We start from the raw sequence: 17348 nt of genomic DNA on the forward strand, positions 1-17348 counted from the left end.
ATCGCGATGACCGACGAGCATGATCTATCTCCTCACTGCCAGCATGGCATCGGCATCGCGATGACCGACGAGCATGATCTATCTCCTCACTGCCAGCGTGGCATCGGCATCGTGATGACCGACGAGCATGATGGTCTCCTCACTCTGCGGGTGCGCCGTCGGCAACCGAATTGTCGGTCCAGCCCGGCTTCTTGCGCGAGGCGAACAGGCGGTCGATGCGCGGCTGCACATAGTCGGCCCAGAGCCCCGACAGACCGTTCGGGAAAGCGAGCACGACCGCGATGAACAGCGCGCCGAGACCAAACAGCCAGAGTTGCGGAAAGGATTCCGACAGGCTGGTCTTGGCGAAGTTCACCAGAATGGCCCCCCATATCGCGCCGAAGATCGACATCCGTCCGCCGACCGCGGTGTAGATCACCATCTCGATCGACGGCACGATGCCGACAAAGGACGGCGACATAAAACCGACATTGAGCGCGAACATGGCCCCGCCGATCGCGGCGAAAACCGCGGCCATACAGAACGCAAAGATCTTGAAGTTGGCGACGCTGTAGCCGGAGAAGCGGACGCGGTCTTCCTGTTCGCGCATAGCCACCAGGATGCGGCCGAGCTTGGTCAGGCGGATGAACTGCGCGATGCCGATGCAGGCAAACAGCAGCACCACTTCGACGAAGTACAGGATGACCTTGGCGTGGTCGGGACGGATGTCCCAACCCTTCAGGGTGCGCAGGTCGGTCATGCCGTTGATCCCGCCGGTGTAGCCCTGCTGGCCCACGATCAGGATGGTGAGGATGGCCGCCACCGCCTGGGTGATGATGGCAAAGTAGGTGCCGCCCACACGGCGCTTGAACATCGCAGTGCCGATGATCAGCGCGAAGATGCCAGGGACCAGGATGATGGCGAGGATGGTGAAGGCGAGACTGTGAAACGGCTGCCAGAACAGTGGCAGTGACGTGATCTGATTCCAGTCCATGAAGTCCGGGATGCCTGGCGTCGATTGGATCTTGGTATTCTCGACGCTGGAGGCCTCCAGCTTGAGGAACATCGCCATGCAATAGCCGCCGAGGCCGAAGAACACGCCTTGCCCCAGACTGAGAATGCCGCCGTAACCCCAGCACAGCACCAGACCGAGCGCGACGAAGGCGTAGGTCAGATATTTCGCGACGAGGTTGAGACGGAACACATCCAGCGAGAGCGGCAGGATCACGAACAGCACAGCGGCGAGCACGAGGAAGCCCATGAGCTCGGATCGATTGAAGAAGCGTGAGTTGATGACCATGACTTGCCTGCTTCTTGTTATTTGCGGACCTTGAGGGCGAAGAGACCCTGCGGCCGCAGCATCAGGATTCCGACAACGGCAAGCAGCGTCAGCACCTTGGCCATCGAGCCCGACAGGAAGAACTCGAGGGTGGATTGGGTCTGCGAGATCGAGAAGGCCGATGCGATGGTGCCGAGCAGGCTTGCCGCGCCGCCGAACACGACCACGAGGAACGTATCGACGATGTAGAGCTGTCCGGAGGTCGGCCCGGTCGAGCCGATCATCGTGAAGGCGCTCCCGGCGACACCGGCAATGCCGCAGCCGAGGCCGAAAGTGTAGCGATCCACCTTTTCGGTGTTGATGCCGACGGCTCCGGCCATGATGCGGTTCTGCACGACGGCGCGCACCTGCCGGCCCCAGCGCGATTTGTACATTACGTAGGCGACGCCCACGGTGATCAGGACGGTGAGGCACATCACGAAGACGCCGTTGATCGGCACTTCGATGCTGTCGGTCACGTGCAGCGAGCCAAGCATCCATTGCGGCAGCTCGACGCCGACCTCGCGCGCGCCGAACACGGAGCGATAGGCCTGTTGCAGGATCAGGCTGAGGCCCCAAGTCGCAAGCAGCGTGTCGAGCGGGCGCTTGTAGAGGTGCCGTATCAGCACCCATTCCACCAGCATCCCCAACGCACCGGATGCGACAAAGGCCAGGATCATCGCGAGGAAGAAGTAGCCGCTGAACAGGCTCGGCAAATAGGACTGGAAGAAGCTCGAGGTCATCCAGGTGACGTAGGCCCCAAGGATCATGAACTCGCCATGGGCCATGTTGATGACGCCCATCTGGCCGAAGATGATCGCAAGTCCCAGCGCCATCAAGACGTAGACGGAGAACAGGATCAGTCCTGCAAAGCCCTGCATGACGAAGATGGAGCCAAGGTCACCAAGCGAGTAGTCGCCGAACATCGATGTCCTCCGTCGCGCGTCGCGAGCAGGTTCGCGACGCGGGGGTCTTGGGCGTGGATTTGCGGTCCACGCCAGGGAGAGGTTTTGTCTGAAAGGGAAACGGCGACGAACGCCGTGACTGACTGATAGGCTCTCGTCTTACTGGTAGCCCTTGGGGAACGGATCCGGCTCGACCAGATCAGCGGTCTCGTAGATCAGTTCGAACTGGCCATCGAGCTTGGCGCGTCCCACCCGGGTCTTCGACCAGAGGTGATGATTTTCGTGGATGCGCACATAGCCTTCCGGAGCGCCCTTGAACTCGATGCCTGGCGATGCCGCCGCGATCTTGTCGATGTCGAAGGAGCCCGCCTTCTCCACCGTCAACTTCCACAGCCACGGGCCGAGATAGGCAGCCTGGGTGACGTCTCCGATCACGGTCTTCTCGCCCCACATTTTCTTGAACGCCGGGACGAAGGTCTTGTTGTTCGGATTGTCGAGCGACTGGAAGTACTTCATGCAGGCATAGGCACCCGCGATGTTCTCGCCGCCGATGCCGTCGATCTCGTCTTCCGTCACCGAGATCGTCAGCAGCGCCTGCTTGGAGAGATCAATACCGGCCGCCTTGAGCTGCTTGTAGAACGCGACGTTCGAACCGCCAACCACGTCGGTGAAGATCACGTCTGGCTTGGTCAGCTTGATCTTGTTGATGACCGAATTGAACTGGGTGTTGCCGAGCGGATAATACTCTTCGCCGACGACCTTGCCCTTCAGCACGTTCTCGACGTGCTTGCGCGCGATCTTGTTCGAGGTGCGCGGCCAGATGTAGTCGGAGCCGATGAAGAAGAACGACTTCGCACCCTTCTCCTTGGCGATCCAGTTCAGGCCGGCGAGGATCTGCTGAGTGGCTTCCTGGCCGGTATAGATCACGTTCTTGGACTGCTCAAGACCTTCGTAGAAGGTCGGATAGTAGAGCATGCCGTTGTACTGCTCCATGACGGGCAGCACGGCCTTGCGGGACGCCGAGGTCCAGCAGCCCATGATCGCCGCGACCTTGTCGTTGACCAGCAATTTCTTGGCCTTTTCGGCAAAGGTCGGCCAGTCGCTTGCGCCGTCTTCCTGGATGAACTTGATCTTGCGCCCCAGCACGCCGCCCATGGCATTGATCTGCTCGATGGCGAGCTTTTCGGCCTCGATCGAGCCGGTCTCGGAGATCGCCATGGTGCCGGTCGCCGAATGCAGGATGCCGACCGTCACCTCGGTGTCGGTAACCGCGAGGCCCGTGGTATTGACCGCCGAGGTCGCCGGGGCCTGCGCAAAAGATGCTCGCGGCAGCATGGTGATGGCCGGCACGGCCGCCATTCCCATCAATAATTTGCGCCGGAGCGGCGATAACAGGCCCTTGTTCGCTTCGTCTGACATGAGCACCCCACTGTTGTTCGAGGACACGCGATTGGTGCCGTGAGGATGGCTCGAATTTGTGCACTGCAAGCATACGCAAGATCGCGTATACTGCACCGCAAAATGACGACGTAGGCTTTTGGTACAGGTTTTGCGAGGGGTCCGGCGCGTTCGGGAGTAGGAGTGGGGCTGAAGTGGCAGGGCGGCAGCGAATAGATCGCGTCAGGCGCCAGTACAACCAATGGGTCGCCAACCAGACGCTGGAAGACTACGCGCTGCGCTTCACCGCCAAGAGCGCGCGCCGGTGGTCCGCCGCCCGCGTCGCCAACACTGCACTGGGCGCCATCTCCTTTCTCGCGCTGGAGGCGATCGGCGGCACCATCACCCTGAACTACGGCGTTACCAACGCCACCGCCGCGATCCTCGTCGTCTCCACCATCATCTTCTGCTGCGGCGTCCCGATTGCCTATTATGCCGCCAAATGCGGCATCGACATTGACCTGCTTACCCGCGGCGCCGGCTTTGGCTATATCGGCTCGACCGTCACCTCGCTGATCTACGCCTCCTTCACCTTCATCTTCTTCGCCATCGAAGCGGTAATCCTGGCGACCGCGCTCGAGATGTGCTTCGGCATTCCGCGCCCGATCGGGTACCTCATCAGCGCGGTCGCGATCATCCCGCTTGTCACCTACGGCATCACGCTGATCAGCCGCTTCCAGCTCTGGACGCAGCCGATCTGGATCATCCTGCACATCCTGCCCTTCGCGGCGATCGCCTGGGCCAACCCTTACTCATTCACGGAGTGGCGCAAATTCGCCGGCGAGCACGGCGACGCCAGCGGACATTTCGATCTTCTGCTGTTCGGTGTCGCATCCTCCGTGGTGTTTTCGCTGGTGGCCCAGATCGGCGAGCAGGTCGACTTCCTCAGGTTCCTGCCGCGCGACCGCCGCACGTCGCGAACGTCGTGGTGGGCCGCCCTGCTGATCGCCGGCCCCGGCTGGATCATCTTCGGCGCGCTGAAACTGCTGCTGGGCTCGTTTCTCGCCTTCTTTGCGCTGAGCCACGGTCTCTCCAGCGAGCTGGCGGCCGAGCCTGCGCACATGTATCTCGAAGCGTTTCGCTACGTGCTGTCGCAGCCTGACATGGCCTTGGCACTCACCGGCGCGTTCGTGATCCTGTCGCAGCTCAAGATCAACGTCACCAATGCCTATGCAGGCTCGATCGCCTGGTCGAACTTCTTCTCGCGTCTGACGCATAGCCATCCCGGCCGGGTCGTCTGGCTGGTGTTCAACGTGATGGTGGCGCTGCTGCTGATGGAGATCGGCGTCTACAAGGCCTTGGAGCAGACGCTCGCGCTCTACTCCAATGTCGCGATCGCCTGGGTCGGCGCGCTGGTGTCCGATCTCGTGGTCAACAAGCCGCTCGGCCTGCGCCCACCGCAGATGGAGTTCAAGCGCGCCCACCTCTACGATATCAACCCGGTCGGCGTCGGCGCGATGACGATCGCGACCATCGTCTCGATCGCGGCATTCTACGGCCTGTTCGGCTCGACCATGAAAGCGCTCGCGGCCTTCGTCGCACTGACGGTCGCCTTCGTCACCGCGCCCGTCATTGCCTGGCTCACCGACGGAAAATACTACATCGCGCGCAAGCCGAAGAGGAGCTGGGCCAATATCGAATCGATCCAGTGCTGTATCTGCGAGCACCATTTCGAGCCGGAGGACATGACCTCCTGTCCTGCCTATGCCGGCCCGATCTGCTCGCTATGCTGCTCGCTCGACGCGCGCTGCCACGATTTGTGCAAACCGCATGCGCGCGCGCAGGTGCAGTTCGCCGACGCGCTCGCCAGGATCTTGCCGCAGGCGATCTATCAGCGGATCAACTCGCAGTTCGGCCATTACATCGGTGTGTTCGTGGTCTCCGCGGGCCTCGTCGCGCTGGTACTAGGGCTGATCTACCTCCAGACCTCGGTCAGCGTGCCCGGCGAGAACATGCTCGTCTCCAACGTGCTCTGGAAGGTGTTCTTCTCGCTCAGCATCATCATCGGCGTGGTCGCCTGGCTGTTCGTGCTGGCGCAGCAGAGCCGACGGGCCGCCGAGGCCGAGACCCGGCGCCAGACCACGCTGCTGATCCAGGAGATCGACGCGCACAAGCGCACCGACGCCGAGCTCCAGCGCGCCAAGGAAATCGCCGAATCCGCCAACCTCGCCAAGAGCCGCTACGTGGTGGGCCTGAGCCACGAGCTGCGCTCGCCGCTGAATGCTATCAGCGGCTATGCCCAACTCCTGGAGCAGGACACCACGCTCAACACCAAGCCGCGCGACCAGGTCCGCGTCGTCCGCCGCAGCGCCGATCACCTCTCCGGCCTGATCGACGGCATTCTGGACATCTCCAAGATCGAGGCGGGGCGGCTGTACCTGTCGCGCGACGAGGTGCGCCTGACCGAGTTCCTCGACCAGCTCGTCGGCATGTTCCGCCTTCAAGCCGCTGCCAAGAGCATCGACTTCGTGTTCAGGCGGCCGGCACATTTGCCGGTCGTAGTCTATGCCGACGAGAAGCGGCTGCGCCAGGTTCTGATCAATCTGCTGTCCAACGCGATCAAATTCACCCAGACCGGCAGCGTCCATTTCGTGGTGCACTATCGCAGCCCGGTCGCGGAGTTCGAGGTGATCGACACCGGCCCCGGCATCCAGGGCGATGATCTCGAACGCATCTTCGCACCCTTTGAACGCGGTGCGCTCGGTGTCTCGCAGCCGCAGACCGGCACCGGGCTGGGCCTGACCATCAGCCGACTGCTCGCCGGTGTCATGGGCGGCGACATCAAGGTCTCGAGCACGGTCGGCAGCGGCAGCACGTTCAAGGTCAAGATGCTGCTCTCGGAAGTCACTAATCCGCAGCGCATTGCGCCGGTAGAGGCCCCGATCTCCGGCTATCACGGCGCGCGCAAGACCATCCTCATCACCGACGACGATCCCGTGCATCGTGACCTCCTGCGCGAGGTGTTGACACCCCTCGGCTTCATCCTGCTCAGCGCGCCCGACGGACCCGGCTGCCTGGCGCTGGCTCAGCACTGCCGGCCCGATCTGTTCCTGCTCGACATTTCCATGCCGGGCATGGATGGCTGGACGGTCGCGGAGACGCTACGCGCCAACGGCCACCATCAGGCGCGCATCCTGATGGTGTCGGCCAGCGCGCTCGAGGCCCACGGCACACCGCTGGCGCAGCCCTTCCACGACGGCTATCTGATGAAGCCGATCGACATTCCCAGGCTTTTGGAAGGCATCCGCCAGCTTCTCAAGGTCGAATGGCAATACGGCTCGGAGGAGATCGCCGTGCCGCTCTGGCGGGCGGAGAGCGGCTCGCGGCCGCCTGCACGACACATCGAGGCGCTGATCGGGCTTGGTCAGATCGGCTACGTCAAGGCTATCCAGTTGAAGCTGGACGAGATCGGCAGCGAGCACCCTGAACATGCCGACTTCGTCGCGGAAATGCGCTCGCTGATCGACCGCTTCGATCTCGACCAGTACATGGCCACATTGAAGACGTTGCATGCGTATGAGCACTGAGTCGAAAAAGCGCGACGTCGCGCTCGTTGTCGACGACTCCCCGGAGACGCTGCGGCTGCTTACCGACGCGCTCGACAGCGCCGGAATGACGGTGATGGTGGCGCTCGACGGCGCGGCCGCGATGCGTATCGTCGACCAGATCACGCCTGACATCGTGCTGCTCGACGCGGTGATGCCGGGCATGGACGGGTTCGAGACCTGCCGCCGCCTCAAGCGTGATGCGGGCCTTGCCAATGTCCCGGTGATCTTCATGACAGGGCTCGCCGAGACCGAGCACATCGTGCGCGGGCTGGAGGCCGGCGGCGTCGACTACGTGACCAAGCCGATCGTGATCGAGGAGATGCTGGCGCGGATCCGCGTTCATCTCGGCAATGCGCGGCTGACGCAGAGTGCGCGCGCCGCGCTCGACGTCTCCGGCCGATTCTTGTTCGCGGTCAACCGCCAGGGCAAATTGTTGTGGGCGACCCCGCAGGCGCAAAAGCTGCTGGCGGACCACCACGGCGCGCAGGCCGAGGACGACTTCATCCTGCCAGTACCATTGCTGCAATGGCTGGAGCAGGCGAAGGGCAAGGGCAGCTCGAAGTCTCAGGCGGCTTCCTTGCCCGACAGTCCTCAGCTCCGCCTGTACTACATGGGCGAGACCGCGCCGAACGAGTTCCTGCTGCGACTCTCCCGGGAGTCCGGCACCGCGCCGCCACCCGAATTCACCAGCGAGCTTGGCCTCACCACCCGCGAAGGCGAGGTGCTGGCCTGGCTCAGCAAGGGCAAGACCAACCGCGACATCGCGCAGATTCTGGGCTTGAGCCCGCGCACGGTCGACAAGCATCTCGAGCAGATCTACTCCAAGCTCGGCGTCGAGAACCGGACAGCGGCTGCGGCGATTGCGACGAATGCGACAAGAAGGAATTCGTAGTCTTGCTGCGAGTGAGTTGAAACACTCCTGCCCAACAAAAGATGTCGTCCCGGCCTAGTGCGCAATTGCGCACTAGGCCGGGACTACATTGCAATGCTTGGTTAGCGCCTAGCGGCCCTCACCCGTACACAAACTCCCCGCCATCCAGATCCGTCTTCGGGATCTCGTCCTTTTCGGTCCAGTAGTCCTGGCTGTGCTGCCATTCCGGCTTGTCGCCGCGCTTGGGCAGCAGGTCCATGTTGCGCATCATGTAGCCGGGGTTGAAGTTCTCCGGATCGATCCAGGGCAGGATCGGCATGTTGTGGTCTTCGGCGCGCAAGCTCACCTCGACCTTCTTCTTGCCTTTGGCCTTCATGTGACCGAGCAGACGGCAGACGAAGTCGGCAACGAGGTCGACGCGCAGCGTCCAGCTGGCGCGGAAATAGCCGAACACCCAGACCATGTTCGGCACGCCCGTGAACATCATGCCGCGATAGGTGACGGTGTCGCCGAAGGCGAGCGGCTTGCCGTCGACCTCGAAGGCGATGTCGCCGAGCGCCGCGAGATTGAAGCCGGTTGCGGTGACGATGATGTCGGCTTCGAGCAGCTTGCCGGATTTGAGCTGGATACCGTTCTCGACGAAACATTCGATCTCGTCGGTGACGACGGACGCCTTGCCGCTGGCGATGCCCTTGAACAGATCGGCATCGGGCACGAAGGCGATGCGCTGCCGCCATGGCCGGTAGCTCGGCGTGAAATGGGTGTCGACATCGTACTCCGGACCGAGCACCGCGCTGATCTGGCCGATCAGCTCATTCTTCACCTGCTCGGGCTTGGAGATGCAGAGTTTCGTGAAGGCATCCTGCTCGAACAGGATCTTTCGCCGGACAATCTCGTGGATCCAGGCCTCGTCGACCTGCAGCCGGCGCAGCTCCTCCGCGATCTCGATGGCGTTGCGGCCGAGACGGAAATAGGTCGGTGAACGCTGCAGCATCGTGACATGCGCGCATTTGTCGGCAATGTTCGGCACCAGCGTCGCCGCCGTCGCGCCGGAGCCGATCACGACGACTTTCTTGTTCGCGAGGTCGATATCATCAGGCCAGGTCTGCGGATGAACGATGCGGCCCTTGAAGCGATCGGTACCTTTCCATTCCGGCGTATAGCCTTCCGAATGGCGGTAATAGCCCTGGCACATCCAGAGGAAGTTCGCCGTGAAAGTTTTTGGCTCGCCGGTGTCGGTCGTCACCGCCTCGATGGTCCAGAGGTTCTGCTCGCTCGACCAGCTCGCCGAATTGATCCTGTGCTTGTAGCGGATATGCCGCGCGATATCGTTTTCGTCGATCACCTCGTTCATGTAGGCGAGGATTTCGTCGGCGGTCGCGATCGGCGGCCCGACCCAGGGCTTGAAGCTATACCCGAAGGTGTGGAGGTCGCTGTCCGAACGAATTCCGGGATAGCGATGAGTGGTCCATGTGCCACCGAACGTCGCCTGCGTTTCCAGGATGACGAAGCTCGCATCCGGAAGCTGCTTGGTCATGTGATAGGCGCTGCCGATGCCCGAGATACCGGCGCCGACGATCAGCACGTCGAAATGTTCAGAAGCCTGTTTGGCCGTGGCGTGACTGCGAACAGCGACATTCATTGTTGCTTCTATGCCTTGCTTGTTTTTGTGGTCGCCCTTGACTGGGCGGCGCGTTTCCTCCGCGACGGACATGCTTGCCCGGCGCGCTTCCGCTTCAAGATGACATAGATCAGGACGCGGTCAAATCACAGCGTCGCACCCCAGCTCCGCGCGGTCTGCAAGATCCAGTCGCGATAGAGCGTGAGCGGCGTGACGCCTGTCAGCCCGCCGCAGCCGGCGGCTCCGTTCGGCCCCGTGGACCAGCTGATCACGCCGACGAGCACGGCTCCGGCCGGCTTGTCCTCGAACACGGGACCGCCGGAATCACCGGTGCAGGCGCCAATTCCGTCGCGAACACCGTTGGTTACGGGGTCGACCAACCGGATCTGGAGCGTGCCGGGCTGCCCCGTCGCAACGAGGCCGGCAACACGCGTCGCGCCGCCACTCTTGCCGTCGCCACGCACGGTGACGCCGATACCGGCGATGACGAAGCGGCTGCCGACCTGGATCGGAATATTCGGCGCACCGACCGGTACCGTCGATTTTCCCTTCAATGGAATTTCCAGCTGCAGCAGTGCCAGGTCGGCGGTAGCGCGATGCCCTTGCATCGCCTGCATGTTGAAACTCGGATGGATCGCGACGGTGCGGACATTCAGCAGTTGCGGCTGCCCGTCGGTGCCGCGGTCGACGATCTTGTAGTCCGCGCCGGGCTGCACGCAGTGGGCAACGGTGAGCACCAGCTTTGGCGCAACCAGGGTGCCGGTACAGAAATTGCCGCGCGAGCCGACGATGGTGACGACGGCGCGCGCGACGCCATCGGCCTGCGGCGTGCCGCCGCCAACGATGGCATAAGCGGGCGTGGCCAGCAGCAGCGCCGCTGTAATGATCGTTGCAAGCTTTTTCATGGGAACACGCTTCGGCATCGGTGACGGCGGCGGGATGGCTTCGGACTGGCTCTTGCCGATAGCGCATGCTAGCGCTCTTGGAAAGGAATTGACGAGGGCGGGATCTTGACGATCGAGGCTGTGATCTTTGATTTTGGCGGCGTGCTGACGAGTTCGCCGTTTGAGGCGTTCACGCGGTTCGAGACAGAGCGTGGCCTGCCCATCGACATCATCCGGCGCACCAACGCCGCCAATCATCTGGAAAATGCCTGGGCCAAGTTCGAGCGCGCCGAGGTCGATATCGACACGTTCGATCATTTGTTCGCAACGGAGTCGCTGGCGCTCGGCGCGGAGGTGCGCGGCCGCGATGTGCTCCCGCTGCTTCAGGGCGATCTGCGCCCCGAGATGGCGGAAGCGCTGAAGCGTATCAAGGCCCAATTCAAGACCGGCTGCATTACCAACAATCTGCCGGCCAATGCGATCGGCAGCATGACCGGCCGCTCACTCTATGTCGCCGAGGTGATGGTGCTGTTCGACCATGTGATCGAGTCCGCCAAGATCGGCCTGCGCAAGCCGGACCCGCGCATTTATCAGCTGATGGTCGAGACACTGAAGGTTGATCCGAAGAATTGCGTCTATCTCGACGATCTCGGCGTCAATCTGAAGCCCGCGCGCGAGATGGGCATGACGAAGGTCAAGGTGACCAGCGGCGCCCAGGCGATCGCCGAGCTCGAGGCCGCGACGGGATTGAAGCTGAGCTAGAGCGTCATTCTCCGTAATTGCGAGCTATCGCCGAACCAGACCTACTCCGCCGCGGCTGCGATCCGCTCCGGAAACGCCGCGGCAAGTGACGCGCGATCGGCTTTCAACACGCCTCGCTCGGTGATGAGGCCGGTGACGAGCCGCGCTGGGGTCACGTCGAAGGCATAATTCGCGACCGGCGAGCCCTCCGGCACGATGCGTATCGTCTCAAGCCTTCCGTCTGCGGTGCGGCCGGTCATGTCGGTGACCTCCTTGCCGCTGCGCTGCTCGATCGGGATGTCGCGGACGCCGTCATCAACGGCAAAATCGATCGTCGGCGACGGCAGCGCGACATAGAACGGCACGTTATTGTCGTGAGCGGCGAGCGCCTTCAAATATGTGCCGATCTTGTTGCAGACGTCGCCATTGGCGGCAACGCGATCGGTGCCGACGATGGCGAGATCGACCATGCCGTGCTGCATCAGATGCCCGCCGGTGTTGTCCGGTATGACCGTATGCGCCACGCCGTGATGGCCGAGCTCCCAGGCCGTGAGCGAGGCGCCCTGGTTGCGCGGACGCGTCTCGTCGACCCACACATGGACCTTGATGCCGCGCTCGTGCGCGAGATAGATCGGCGCCGTCGCCGTGCCCCAATCGACGGTCGCAAGCCAGCCGGCATTGCAATGGGTCAGCAAATTGACCGTCTCGCCCGGCTTCTTCCTTGCGACGATCGCCTCGATGAGTTTCAGGCCGTTGCCGGCGATGCCGCGGTTGATCTCGACGTCCTGCTCGACGATCTCGTCGGCGCGCGCATAGGCAGCTTCGGCCCGCTCTAGCGGATCGATCGGCGCGAGGCTCGCGCGCATCTCGTCCAGGGCCCATTTCAGATTGATCGCGGTCGGCCGCGCCACCACGAGCGTGTCGTAGGCACGCTTCAGGCCGGCGTCGGAGGCGTCCTCGCGCATCGCCAGCGCCATGCCGTAGGCTGCGGTTGCGCCGATCAGCGGCGCACCGCGCACCAGCATGTCGCGGATGGCGAGGGCCGCGTCCTCGCATGAGATCAGCTTCGCAACGATGAACTCGTGCGGCAGCCGGCGCTGGTCGATCGCTCCGACCGACCAGCCGTCGCGCTCGCGCCAGATGCTACGGAAATGCTTGCCGTCGACCTTCATGGCATTCTGCCTTTCGTATCAAGTTTGCAGGATGCGCCCGGCCACCGCATCGAGCTTCTTCAAGAGCTCGGGATCGCGCGCCTCGGGCGCGGTGATCAGTGCGGTATCGAGCGCGCGGTCCGAGCCGATCGGGCACGGCTCATGCTCGCGCGGGAAGTCTTTCGCCAGCCGGGCCACCAGCGCTTTTGCCTTGTCGGCGTTCGAGTTCAGAACGCGGATGATGTCCTGCACGGTGACGGCGTCGTGATCGGGATGCCAGCAATCGAAATCCGTCACCATCGCGACGGTGGCGTAGCAAAGCTCGGCCTCACGCGCGAGTTTCGCCTCGGGCATGTTGGTCATGCCGATCACGGAATAACCAAGCGTCTTGTAGGTCGTGCTTTCCGCATAGGTCGAGAATTGCGGTCCCTCCATGCAGACATAGGTGCCGCCGCGCGCAAACGCGATGCCCTCGGCTTCGGCCGCCATGGCAAGATGGATGCGCAGCCGCGGCGAGACCGGGTGCGCCATCGACACATGCGCGACGCATCCCCTCCCGAAGAACGAGCTCTCGCGTTTGTGGGTACGATCGACGAACTGATCGACGAGAACGAAGGTTCCCGGCGGCAGTTCCTCCCTGAACGAGCCACAGGCCGACAGCGAGATCAGGTCGGTGACCCCGGCGCGCTTGAGGACGTCGATATTGGCGCGATAATTGATGTCGGAGGGCGACAGCCGGTGGCCCTTGTCGTGGCGCGGCAGGAACACGATCGGCAAGCCGGCAATTGAGCCGCGCCGCAGGGGCGCCGACGGCTCACCCCAGGGGCTTTTGATCACCTCTTCGCGAGCGTCCTCCAGCCCCGGCAGATCGTAGATGCCGGAGCCGCCGATGATGCCCAATACCGCCTGCGTCATACCTGCTCCACCCCGTTCGCGCCTTCGCAATCCCGTGGGGAAGCTATGCCAGTTTTACGTCGGTTTTGGAACGGGTGATGGGGTCAAGAAGTGCCGTCAGGAGGATGCGCGCCAGCGCGCCTGATTATGCCGCGGCCGCCGACTGCAGCTGGGTCGCGACCATACGCTCCAGCGTCTCGACCGACTGGAAGTTCTCCGGTGTGATCTCGGACTGGGGAATCGTGAAGTCGAACTCGGCTTCGACGCCGAGCATCAGATTGACCATGTCCATCGAGGTCAGGCCGACGTCGACGAGCTTGGCCTGCGGCGTGACCTCGGCGGAGAGCGAGTTCTGGGCGAGGATGCCCTTCACCAGCTTGATGATGCGATTGCGCAACTCGGTATCGAAAGCCTGCATCGGTAAATTCCCATCTGTCGACAAAGGTCGGACTGGTTGCCGGCTACGATGGGCACGGCGGGCCGATCCCGCAATGGACACCACCATTACTTCGCGTTTCTTAGTAAACGACGACTCAGATTGTCTGGATTTCCGGCTTCTTACAGATCCCTAACGCGATCGCGGGAATCCGGACGATGCAAACAACCCGAACTTAACTGTTCGTTCGGAATTGGGCTTTGTTTACCCTCTATTTCATCGACGAATTTGAATTAAATCCGTAGCCTCATCTCATAAGCAAAGATGGTCGAAGGATCGCTCAAGCGGCATCGCGAATGATGCCGGCGATCCTGAACGGCAAACCGGAGGCGGACGAGTATGAACGTGCGTGAAGCAGTCCTCACTGTCGACGAGACGCAGACGAGCTTTCTTGAGCATGGTCCCTCCCTCGTCGAACGCGCCGCCCGGACCGCCACCGTGGCGGCAGCCGACGCCGACGGGGTCGATCGCGATGCCCGCTTCCCTCACAAGGCTTTCGAGGTTGCGCGTGAGCAGAAGCTGCTCGGCGTCATGATCCCGGCCGAGTTCGGCGGCTTCGGTGCCTCGATCCACGACGTCACCGACGTCTGCTACACGCTCGGACGCGCCTGCGCCTCCACGGCGATGATCTACGCCATGCACACGACAAAGGTCGCCTGCGTCGTCAGGCACGGCCACGGCATCCCCTGGATGGAAACCATGATGCGCCGGGTCGCGCGCGACCAGTGGCTGCTCGCCTCCTCCACCACCGAAGGCCAGAACGGCGGAAACATCCGCGCTAGCGCCGCCGCCGTCGACGTCGCCGGCGACACCGTCTCGCTGCTGCGCGATGCCACCGTGATCTCCTACGGCGCCGAGGCCGACGGCCTCGTGACCATCGCCCGCCGCGCCACCGACGCTTCTGCGTCCGACCAGGTTCTTCTGGCGCTCGCCAGGGACGATTATTCGCTGAAGCGGACGCTGGGCTGGGAAACGCTCGGCATGCGCGGCACCTGCTCGACCGGTTTCGAGTTGAAGGTCGACTGCCCGACCGACCGCGTCTTCCCGGAATCCTACGACAAGATCCACGCCCAGACCATGACGCCGTTCGCGCATCTGTGCTGGTCCTCGGCCTGGGCTGGTATCGCTGCAGCCGCCGTCACCCGTGCGCAGGCCTTCGTTCGCAAGGCGGCCCGCACCTCAGGCGGCCAGATGCCGCCGGCGGCCGCGCATTTCACCGCCGCCAAGATGTCGCTGGCCAAGCTGCGGGCACTGATATCAGCCAATATCGACGCCTTTGCTCGCGCCGAACACGACGAACGCGCGCTCGGCTCGCTCGACTTCCAGTCTTCGATCACGCTTCTGAAGGTGCAGGCCTCGGAGCTCGCGGTCGAGACCGTGATGCATGCGATGCGCACCGCAGGCCTTTCCGGCTACCGCAACGACGGTGAGTTCACCATGGGCCGCCACCTGCGCGACGTGCTGTCGTCGCCGATCATGATCAACAACGACCGCATTCTGGCCAATGCCGCAACATCGACCCTGATGAGCGGCGTGCCATTGAGCCTTCACGACTGACGTCCTTTTCCTAACTGACGCGCCTTGGCGACCAAACCAACAAGAACAATTTTGAGATAGCAGGACATCGAACCATGAACATTGCCGTCCTTCCCAATTCGCCCGAGACCGCCCCGCAAATCGCGGATCCGCTCGATCATCTCGCCGACAAGCTGTTCCATCCCATGGGCTCGGACGGCGTCTACGCCCGCACCGCGCTTTATGAAGGCATCGTCGAAAAGCTCGCCGCGCTGATCACGAGCCATCGTGAGGCCGGCACCGAGGTGATGCGCTTCCCGCCGGTGATGAGCCGTTCACAGCTCGAGAAGTCCGGGTATCTCAAGAGCTTTCCGAACCTGCTCGGTTGCGTCTGCGGCCTGCACGGCACCGAGCGCGAGATCAACGCCGCGGTCAGCCGCTTCGATGCCGGCGGTGACTGGACCAGCTCGCTCTCGCCGGCAGACCTCGTGCTGTCGCCGGCGGCCTGCTATCCCGTCTATCCGATCGCGGCGAGCCGCGGCCAGTTGCCGAAAGGCGGCCTGCGCTTCGACGTCGCCGCCGACTGCTTCCGGCGTGAACCGTCAAAACATCTCGACCGGCTGCAATCGTTCCGGATGCGGGAATATGTCTGCATCGGCAGCCCCGACGACGTCGCCGATTTCCGCGAGCGCTGGATGGTGCGCGCGCAGGCGATTGCGACCGATCTCGGTCTCACCTTCCGCGTCGATTATGCCAGCGATCCGTTCTTCGGCCGCGTCGGTCAGATGAAGGCGGTGAGCCAAAAGCAGCAGCAGCTCAAGTTCGAACTGCTGATCCCGCTGCGCTCGGAAGAGCAGCCGACGGCCTGCATGAGCTTCAATTATCACCGCGAGCATTTCGGCACGACCTGGGATATCAAGGACGCCAATGGCGAGCCGGCCCACACCGGCTGCGTCGCCTTCGGCATGGACCGCCTGGCTGTCGCCATGTTCCACACCCACGGCACCGATCCTTCCGCTTGGCCCGCCAAGGTGCGGGAGATCATGGGCCTGCAGCCGCAGATCGCGGCCGATGCCCACGGCGAAGGCTGGCGCTAACGGAACGAGGCCGGCCATTTCCACGGGAAAGACGAGCGTGATCCATACCAAGGTCCGATGCCGCGAGATCACCGAGTCCGACGTCGATGCGGTCGCGGACTTGCTGACGCGCGGCTTCGTCGGCCGCTCGCGCGGCTACTGGATCCAGGGCCTGCGCCGGCAGGCCTTCAGGCCCGTACCGGAAGGCTACCCGCGCTTCGGCTATATGCTCGACAATGACGGCACGCCGGTCGGCGTGCTGCTGCTGATCTACACGGCGCGGAGGGACGGCGATGAGACCGCCATCCAGTGCAATTTGTCGAGCTGGTACGTCGACCCGGCCTACCGCAACTACGCCCCGCTCCTGACCAAGATCGCGCAGCGCCACAAGGACGTCACCTATCTCAACATCAGCCCGGCGCCGTGGACCTGGCCGATCATCGAGACGCAGGGCTTTCGCGCCTATTGCCGTGGCATCTTCTTCTCGGTGCCAGCGCTGGCGCGCGTCCCACGCTGGAGCAAGATCGAGGTCATCTCGCAGCACGCCAAGACGATCGACGGGCTTTCCGATGCCGAGACCGATCTCTTGACGCGGCATGCGCGCTACAATTGCCTCAGCCTCGTCTGCCGCACGCCGAAGGGAACGTTCCCCTTCATCCTGCAACCGGTGCGCATCCGCCGTGGCATCATTGCGCCGCCCGCGATGAAGCTGATCTACTGCCGCAACGCGGCCGAATACACCGAATGCGCAGGCCGCATCGGCCGGCTGCTGCTGCGGCTCGGCAAGATCGCGGTCGCCGTCGATTCCAACGGCCCGGTTTCCGGCCTCGTCGGCATCTACACCGAGCGTCGCGGCCGCAAATATTTCAAGGGCCCACACCGGCCGCAGCTCGCCGATCTCACGGATACGGAACTCGTGCTGTACGGGCCGTAGGCCCCGTTTGGGCCGGGCATTCGATGTCATCCGGGCCT

14 protein-coding genes are annotated in these 17348 nt (G+C 63.1%); 6 read left to right on the forward strand and 8 right to left on the reverse strand.

Annotated features, from left to right (window positions below; translation table 11 throughout):
• Positions 1-139: 139 nt before the first annotated feature.
• The 3 genes from urtC to urtA all read right to left on the reverse strand — a co-directional run bounded on the left by urtC (position 140) and on the right by urtA (position 3621).
• Entirely contained in the window at positions 140-1279 is a 1140-nt protein-coding gene (gene urtC, locus N551_RS0104870; RefSeq protein ID WP_027565999.1) for an urea ABC transporter permease subunit UrtC, read from the reverse strand.
• A 17-nt stretch (positions 1280-1296) separates the two neighbouring features.
• Positions 1297-2223: an urea ABC transporter permease subunit UrtB gene (gene urtB, locus N551_RS0104875; protein ID WP_018455942.1), complete on the reverse strand. Its 927-nt coding sequence runs from the start codon at positions 2221-2223 to the stop codon at positions 1297-1299.
• Between the two features lie 138 nt (positions 2224-2361).
• A complete protein-coding gene (gene urtA / locus N551_RS0104880) occupies positions 2362-3621 on the reverse strand; it encodes an urea ABC transporter substrate-binding protein (RefSeq protein ID WP_018455941.1) in 1260 nt (419 codons plus the stop codon).
• 173 nt (positions 3622-3794) lie between these two features.
• Between urtA and N551_RS0104885 the strand changes: the two genes are divergently transcribed.
• Together N551_RS0104885 and N551_RS0104890 are read left to right on the forward strand one after the other, a co-directional pair.
• Entirely contained in the window at positions 3795-7166 is a 3372-nt protein-coding gene (locus N551_RS0104885; RefSeq protein WP_027566000.1) for an ATP-binding protein, read from the forward strand.
• Positions 7150-8079, forward strand: a complete 930-nt coding sequence (locus N551_RS0104890) for a response regulator transcription factor (protein ID WP_035961056.1) — start codon at positions 7150-7152, stop codon at positions 8077-8079. The genes N551_RS0104885 and N551_RS0104890 overlap by 17 nt, the downstream gene beginning before the upstream one ends.
• Before the next feature lie 118 nt (positions 8080-8197).
• On the opposite strand, the gene N551_RS0104895 is transcribed toward N551_RS0104890, so the two are convergent.
• Both N551_RS0104895 and N551_RS0104900 read right to left on the reverse strand, forming a co-directional pair.
• Positions 8198-9700, reverse strand: a complete 1503-nt coding sequence (locus N551_RS0104895; protein WP_027566002.1) for an NAD(P)/FAD-dependent oxidoreductase — start codon at positions 9698-9700, stop codon at positions 8198-8200.
• A gap of 125 nt (positions 9701-9825) precedes the next feature.
• Complete coding sequence (locus tag N551_RS0104900) at positions 9826-10584, reverse strand: trypsin-like serine protease (protein WP_027566003.1); 759 nt, start codon at positions 10582-10584, stop codon at positions 9826-9828.
• A gap of 105 nt (positions 10585-10689) precedes the next feature.
• On the opposite strand from N551_RS0104900, the gene N551_RS0104905 reads away from it, so the two are divergent.
• Complete coding sequence (locus tag N551_RS0104905; protein ID WP_027566004.1) at positions 10690-11325, forward strand: HAD-IA family hydrolase; 636 nt, start codon at positions 10690-10692, stop codon at positions 11323-11325.
• Positions 11326-11366: 41 nt separating this feature from the next.
• On the opposite strand, the gene mtnA is transcribed toward N551_RS0104905, so the two are convergent.
• The 3 genes from mtnA to N551_RS0104920 form a co-directional block, all read right to left on the reverse strand.
• A complete protein-coding gene (mtnA, locus tag N551_RS0104910; RefSeq protein ID WP_027566005.1) occupies positions 11367-12476 on the reverse strand; it encodes an S-methyl-5-thioribose-1-phosphate isomerase in 1110 nt (369 codons plus the stop codon).
• Between the two features lie 18 nt (positions 12477-12494).
• Entirely contained in the window at positions 12495-13370 is an 876-nt protein-coding gene (locus N551_RS0104915) for an S-methyl-5'-thioadenosine phosphorylase (RefSeq protein WP_027566006.1), read from the reverse strand.
• A gap of 124 nt (positions 13371-13494) precedes the next feature.
• Positions 13495-13767, reverse strand: a complete 273-nt coding sequence (locus N551_RS0104920; RefSeq protein WP_027566007.1) for a phosphopantetheine-binding protein — start codon at positions 13765-13767, stop codon at positions 13495-13497.
• Positions 13768-14124: 357 nt separating this feature from the next.
• Here N551_RS0104920 and N551_RS0104925 point away from each other — a divergent pair, with 357 nt between their 5' ends.
• From N551_RS0104925 to N551_RS0104935, 3 genes are all read left to right on the forward strand, one after another.
• The gene (locus N551_RS0104925; protein WP_027566008.1) at positions 14125-15342 is read left to right on the forward strand and encodes an acyl-CoA dehydrogenase family protein; all 1218 of its coding nucleotides are present in this window, start codon (positions 14125-14127) and stop codon (positions 15340-15342) included.
• A gap of 74 nt (positions 15343-15416) precedes the next feature.
• On the forward strand, positions 15417-16397 hold the full coding sequence (locus N551_RS0104930) for an amino acid--[acyl-carrier-protein] ligase (protein ID WP_027566009.1): 981 nt from the start codon (positions 15417-15419) through the stop codon (positions 16395-16397).
• Between the two features lie 37 nt (positions 16398-16434).
• Positions 16435-17310, forward strand: a complete 876-nt coding sequence (locus N551_RS0104935) for a hypothetical protein (protein WP_027566010.1) — start codon at positions 16435-16437, stop codon at positions 17308-17310.
• Positions 17311-17348: the final 38 nt, after the last annotated feature.

The sequence above is a fragment of the Bradyrhizobium sp. URHA0013 genome, from assembly GCF_000518345.1.
Taxonomy (GTDB): domain Bacteria; phylum Pseudomonadota; class Alphaproteobacteria; order Rhizobiales; family Xanthobacteraceae; genus Bradyrhizobium.